Source organism: Allobosea sp. CRIB-10 (assembly GCF_900112185.1).
Taxonomy (GTDB): Bacteria; Pseudomonadota; Alphaproteobacteria; order Rhizobiales; family Beijerinckiaceae; genus Allobosea.
In genome coordinates, this window is sequence record NZ_FOKP01000030.1 from 65,560 (window position 1) to 71,730 (window position 6,171).

The window sequence follows — 6,171 nt, forward strand, 5'->3', positions numbered from 1 at the left end:
TCACGCATGCTCCATATGGATGCGCTCGCGCAGATCGTGGACGATGTCGACGAACTCGGCGGTGAAGGTCGTCTCCAGCGTGCGCGGGCGCGGCAGCTCGATCTTGCTGATCTTGACGATCCGTCCGGGCCGGCGGCTCATCACATAGACGGTGTCGGCGAGATAGACCGCCTCGCGCAGGTCGTGCGTCACCAGCACGGCGGTGAAGCGGCGCTCCAGCCAGAGCGCCTGCATCACGCCCCAGAGCTCCTCGCGGGTGAAGGCGTCGAGCGCGCCGAAGGGCTCGTCGAGCATCAGGATCTCGGGCTCGTGCACCAGCGCCCGGCACAGGCTGGAGCGCTGCTGCATGCCGCCGGAGAGCTGCCAGGGAAACTTGTCGCCGAAGCCGCCGAGGCCGACCGAGGCAAGCAGTTTCTCGACCCGCTCGATGTATTCGGCCTTGTTCGCCCGGAAGCGGCGCTTGTGCGGCTCCACCACTTCGAGCGGCAGGAGGATGTTGTCGCGCGTCGTGCGCCAGGGCATCAGCGTCGGCGCCTGGAAAGCCATGCCGACGCCGCGGATCGGGCCCTTGACCGGCTGGCCGTGGACCCGGACCTCGCCGCCGCTCGGCGGCAGCAGCCCGGTGACCAGCTTCATCAGGGTAGACTTTCCGCAGCCGGAGGGGCCGACCACGGCAATGAACTCGCCCTTGGCGATGTCGAGCGTCGCATCCTCCAGCGCCAGCATGCGCGAGGGCCCGCTGCCATAGGCGAGGCTGACCTTGCGCAGTTCGACGAGAGGCGTGTCGGTGGAAGCCGGCATGGAGGGCGTCATTCTCGGGCTTGTCCCGAGAATCTCAGGACGAGGAAACTCCAGGAGATGGCCGGGTCAAGCCCGACCATGACGGCTGAGATCAACGCCTCACGGCGCGACCATGCGCTCCGCCTTGGGCGGCAGGTACTTGTTCGAGAACACCTTGTCAGGCGCCGGCGCAGCGGGCAGGCCGAAGGCGTCGGCGACATCGGTGACCGAGCGGGCGAAGCGGGCCGGGTCGACATCGCCCATGCCGTTTTCCTTCACATAGGGCGTCAGCACATTCATCTTCAGCGACAGGTCGAGGCGTTCGGCCTCCAGCTTCTCGTCGATCAGCGGATCGCGCTTCTTCACCGCGGCGAGGCCGACGACCGGGTTGGCGGCGACCTCCTTCCAGGCCTTGGCAGTGGCGCGCAGGAAGCCCTTCACCAACTCAGGCTTCTCGGCGAAGGCCGGCGAGACGATGATGCCGTTGCCGTAAACGTCCATCTTGTAGTCGGAGTAGTTGAAGGAGACGATGTCCTCCTGCTTCACACCGCGCGCCTTCAGGTCGAGCACCGACGAGAAATAGTGGCCGCTGATGAAGTCGACGGTGCCCTGCACCATCGACTGCTCGCGCAGCTGCGGCGTCAGGTTGACGTGGTTGACGCTCTTGGCGTCGATGCCGACCTTCTTGGCGAAGGCGGGAAAGAGCCTGAAGGAGGCGTCGAACACCGGCGCGCCGAGCTTCTTGCCGGCGAGGTCAGCCGGCTTGGCGATCCCGGTCTTCTTCAGCGTGTGCACGCCGAAGGGCGGGAAGTCATAGGCCATGAAGACGCAGAGGATCTCCTTGCCGGCGTTCTTGGCGTTGTACTCGATCAGCGAGTTCACATCGGCGAAGCCGATATCATAGGCGCCGGTGGCGACGCGCTGGACCGCGCCGGCCGAGCCCTGGCCGGGATCCATGGTCACGTCGAGGCCCTCGGCCTTGTAGTAGCCCTTCTCCAGCGCCACCAGGAAGGGCGAGGTCGGCCCCTGGAACACCCAGTCGAGCGTGAACTTCACCGCGGTCTGCGCCTGCGCCGGGGACATTGCCCCCAGCGCCAAAGCAGCCGCGCCGGCGAGCGCGACGCGGCGGCTGAGCGCCCACGCCAAACCCTTGCCGGCCCGCTGCAAGCCGGACATCCCCCACTTCACATTACGAACCATCGAGCCGACCCCTGCTTATGTTGTACGACGACGCTAGCGGGGCCCGGTTCGGAGTCAATCGACCGACCGGGGTTGTCTGCCGCTTTTTCAGGCAGGCGTTTTCCATCTTGCCGGCAGATGGCGCCGCGGTTGTTGCGCCGCACGCGCATATCTGCGAAACCGCCCGCTTCCATGCCCTATCCTGCGAGACCTGAAGCCAAAATGCCCGCTTTCGACCCCGCGCTCATCGAAGCCGCCCGCGTCTCGGCCGCCTGGCCGTTCGAGGAAGCCAAGAAGCTCGTGGCGCGGCTGCAGAAATCGGGCAAGCAGGAGGCGGTGTTCGAGACCGGCTACGGCCCGTCCGGCCTGCCGCATATCGGCACTTTCGGCGAGGTCGCCCGCACCTCGATGGTGCGCCATGCCTTTCAGGTGCTGACCGATGGCGCGATCCCGACCCGGCTGATCGCCTTCTCGGACGATCTCGACGGCCTGCGCAAGGTGCCGGACAATGTCCCGAACAAGGAGCTGCTGGCGCAGCATCTCGGCAAGCCGCTGACCGAGGTGCCGGACCCGTTCGGCACGCATGACTCGTTCGGACGGCACAACAATGCAAGGCTCTGCGCCTTCCTCGACCAGTTCGGCTTCGACTACGAGTTCAAGTCCTCGACCGACGCCTATCGCGCCGGCGAGTTCGACGCGACCCTGCTCAGGATGCTGGCCCGCTTCGACAAGATCATGTCGATCATGCTGGCGACCCTGCGCGAGGAGCGCGCCGCGACCTATTCGCCCTTCCTGCCGATCCATCCGAAGACGCGGGTCGTCATGCAGGTGCCGATCGAGGCGCGCGATGTCGAGGCCGGCACCATCACCTGGACCGACCCGCAGAGCGGCGAGCGCTTCACCACGCCGGTGACCGGCGGCCATGCCAAGCTGCAATGGAAGCCGGACTGGGCGATGCGCTGGGTCGCGCTCGGCGTCGATTACGAGATGGCGGGCAAGGACCTGATTGACTCGGTCAAGGTCTCCTCGCAGATCGCCCGCGCCATCGACGGCACGCCGCCGGAGGGCTTCAACTACGAGCTCTTCCTCGACGAGCAGGGCCAGAAGATCTCGAAGTCGAAGGGCAACGGCCTCACCATCGAGGACTGGCTGAGCTATGGCCCGCCGGAGTCGCTGGCGCTGTTCATGTATGCGCGTCCGCGCGAGGCCAAGAAGCTGCATTTCGACGTGATCCCGCGCGCGGTCGACGACTACCTGCAGTTCCTTGGCGGTTATGACCGGCAGGACTGGAAGAACCGCCTCGGCAATCCGGTCTGGCACATCCACGCCGGCACCCCGCCGCAGCCGGAGCTGGTCGCCACCGGCGCCGGCGACAATGCAGTGCGCACCCAGATCTCGTTCTCGCTGCTGATGAACCTCGTCTCCGTCGCGAACTCCGAGGACAAGGCGGTGCTCTGGGGCTTCCTGCAGCGCTATGCGCCCGGCATCTCGCCGCAGACGCATCCGCGGCTCGATGCGCTCGTCGGCTACGCGCTCGCCTACTTCAGAGACTTCGTGAAGCCGGCCAAGCACTACCGCCCGGCCGACGAGACCGAACGCGCCGCCTTCCTCGCATTGGACGCGGCACTCGCCGCGCTGCCGGCAGGTGCGAGCGCCGAAGCGGTGCAGGATGCGGCCCTCGACGTCGCCCGCGCCATCCCGCGCTACCAGAACCTCAGCGCCAAGAATGCGACGCCGGAGCGGCCGGGCGTCTCCGGCGACTGGTGGAAGGCGATCTACCAGGTGATGTTCGGCGAGGATCAGGGCCCGCGCTTCGGTTCCTTCGCGGCGATCTACGGCCTCGACAACACCCGCAGGCTGATCGCCAAGGCGCTCGATGGCGGGCTGATCCGCGAGCATGAGGCCTTCCTGGCGGCGCGCCAGCCGCTCAGCGCATGAGTGCAGCGGCGGCCGAGGCGGTCGAGAAGGCCATTGCCAGCCGTCGTGCCGTGCGCGCCTTCTTGCCCGATCCCGTCGATCCCGCACTGGTGCGCCGCCTGATCGCACTGGCGGCGCAGGCGCCCAGCGGCACCAATATGCAGCCCTGGCGCCTGCGCGTGCTCGGCCCCAGGACCCGCGCGAAGCTGGAGACGGCGCTGGTTGCGGCGCTCGACGATCCCTCCCCGCGCGAGGAGGAGTATCGCTATTATCCTGCGACCCTCCGCGAGCCCTATCTCTCGCGGCGCCGCAAGGTCGGCTGGGACCTCTACGGCCTGCTTGGCGTCGCCAAGGGCGACCATGCCGGCATGCGCCGCCAGACCGAGGCGAACCTGCGCTTCTTCGGCGCGCCGGTCGCGCTGATGCTGACGGTCGATCGCGATCTCGAGATCGGCTCCTGGCTCGATCTCGGTGCCTTCGTCCAGACCTTGCTGATCGCAGCGCAGGGCCATGGTCTCGACTCTTGCCCGCAAGCGATCTTCGCCCGCTTCCACGGGGTCGTGCGGCGTGAACTCGCCATTCCCCAGAGCGAGGTCGTGGTCTGCGGCATCGCCCTCGGCAAGGCCGATCCCGATGCGCCGGCCAACCGGCTCGTGCCGGAGCGCGAGCCGGTCGAGGGCTTCACCAGCTGGCTGGACTAGGGCGCGTAGCGAAGAGCCTGCCCCCCCGAACACCGCCTGTTCCGTCATGGTCGGGCTTGTCCCGACCATCCATGTCTTCCTTCACGCAACGCTGTGTTCAAGACGTGGATGCTCGCCACAAGGGCGAGCATGACGAACTGGACCAGCGTCGTGTTCGTGGACGCCGGACTCAGGCCTGCGGTCTGTCCGGAATGACGACCGACCGCGCCGCGCCTCAGCCAGCCACCGCCGTGTACTCGGTCTCGACCGAGGAATCGTGCAGATGGTGGTCGTAGCCGTAGATGTGGATCGAGATCGCATCACCGATGCCGCGATTCTGCATGCGGTGAATGTTCGGCCCCGTCGGCAGCATGCAGGCGACATAGCCGGCCTGACGCTCCTGCTCCTCCGTCGCCACGGCGCGCTTCGCGTCGATGGCGCGATACCAGGTTTCCGTCAGAGTCCCGGCGACCATGCCGAAACAGCACGAGCAGTGATGGTCATGGATGCAGGTCGTGGAGCCTTCGGCCCAGACCATCGCCCAGACGCTGACGGCGTCGTTGCCGGCGAGCAGGTTGCGGGCATAGCCGCCCTGCTTGCGCTGCAGCGGCAGGGCCTGGATCAGGTCGGGGATCGCGACGAGTTCGTTGAGGACGGCGCGAGCCGCAGCGAGATAATCGCGCGAGCAGGTGCCCTCATGGGTGCGCAGGGCGTTCAGCACCGCGCCGCGCTGCTCCTCGCCGAGAAAGCCCTGCATGTCCCTGATCTCCCGTCGCATCGAATGACGGGGGAATGATAGGGCGAGCGCGGGAGGAACGGTTTGCGATCCGTGGTGCGATACAACGCAATCTTAGAAACTGATACCAATTTTGATCGCAATATGAGAAAAGAATTTCTACTCGCGTTTGGCGAGTGATATTCTGTTCCGAAGAGAAGCAGACGTGGTCAAGCTCGACGCCTTCGACCTGCGCATCCTCGCGCTGCTGCAGGAGGATGCCAGCAAGCCGCTGGCCGAGATCGCCGATGCGGTCGGGCTGTCGCCGACGCCGTGCTGGCGGCGCATCCAGAAGCTGGAAGCAGCAGGCTACATCAAGCAACGCGTCGCGCTGCTCGACCGCGACAAGCTCCGGGCCGGCGTCACCGTCTTCATCGCGGTGAAGACGGCGCGCCATTCGATGGAGTGGCTGGAGCGCTTCCACGCCGCCGTCCAGGACCTGCCAGAGATCGTCGACTTCTATCGGATGAGCGGCGACATCGACTATCTGCTCAAGGCCTATGTCTGCGACATCGCCGCCTATGATGCGCTCTACAAGAAGCTGATCTCGCGCATCGAGCTCAGCGACGTCACCTCCATGTTCGCCATGGAGGAGTTGAAGTCGACTACGGCGATCCCGCTCGGTTTCGCCGCCGAGGGCTGATCACCTCACCGTCATGCTCGCCCTTGTCCCGACCATGACGAGAAGGCTCAGCCATTGATTTCGAAGAGGCCGGCGCAGCCCATGCCGCCGGCGACGCACATGGTGACGACGGCATAGCGCGCCTTGCGTCGGCGGCCTTCCAGCAAGGCATGGCCGACGAGCCGCGCCCCGCTCATGCCGAAGGGATGGCCGATCGC

General features: G+C 66.4%; 6 protein-coding genes and 1 pseudogene. 3 read left to right on the plus strand and 4 right to left on the minus strand.

Features of this window, described 5'->3' with window-relative positions:
- Positions 1-801, minus strand: a complete 801-nt coding sequence (locus tag BMZ69_RS26960) for an ABC transporter ATP-binding protein (protein WP_210188100.1) — start codon at positions 799-801, stop codon at positions 1-3.
- A gap of 99 nt (positions 802-900) precedes the next feature.
- Positions 901-1,956, minus strand: a complete 1,056-nt coding sequence (locus BMZ69_RS26965; protein WP_092162758.1) for an ABC transporter substrate-binding protein — start codon at positions 1,954-1,956, stop codon at positions 901-903.
- A gap of 225 nt (positions 1,957-2,181) precedes the next feature.
- Between BMZ69_RS26965 and BMZ69_RS26970 the strand changes: the two genes are divergently transcribed.
- Both BMZ69_RS26970 and BMZ69_RS26975 read left to right on the plus strand, forming a co-directional pair.
- Positions 2,182-3,897, plus strand: a complete 1,716-nt coding sequence (locus BMZ69_RS26970; RefSeq protein ID WP_092162760.1) for a lysine--tRNA ligase — start codon at positions 2,182-2,184, stop codon at positions 3,895-3,897.
- The gene (locus tag BMZ69_RS26975) at positions 3,894-4,577 is read left to right on the plus strand and encodes a nitroreductase (protein WP_092162762.1); all 684 of its coding nucleotides are present in this window, start codon (positions 3,894-3,896) and stop codon (positions 4,575-4,577) included. The genes BMZ69_RS26970 and BMZ69_RS26975 overlap by 4 nt, the downstream gene beginning before the upstream one ends.
- 214 nt (positions 4,578-4,791) lie before the next feature.
- On the opposite strand, the gene BMZ69_RS26980 is transcribed toward BMZ69_RS26975, so the two are convergent.
- The gene (locus tag BMZ69_RS26980) at positions 4,792-5,313 is read right to left on the minus strand and encodes a cysteine dioxygenase (RefSeq protein ID WP_175506995.1); all 522 of its coding nucleotides are present in this window, start codon (positions 5,311-5,313) and stop codon (positions 4,792-4,794) included.
- A 184-nt stretch (positions 5,314-5,497) separates the two neighbouring features.
- On the opposite strand from BMZ69_RS26980, the gene BMZ69_RS26985 reads away from it, so the two are divergent.
- Positions 5,498-5,974, plus strand: coding sequence for an Lrp/AsnC family transcriptional regulator (locus BMZ69_RS26985; protein WP_092162765.1), 477 nt, complete (start codon positions 5,498-5,500; stop codon positions 5,972-5,974).
- 47 nt (positions 5,975-6,021) lie between these two features.
- Here BMZ69_RS26985 and BMZ69_RS26990 read toward each other — a convergent pair.
- Positions 6,022-6,171: pseudogene (locus BMZ69_RS26990) on the minus strand (acetyl-CoA C-acyltransferase); the annotation flags it as partial.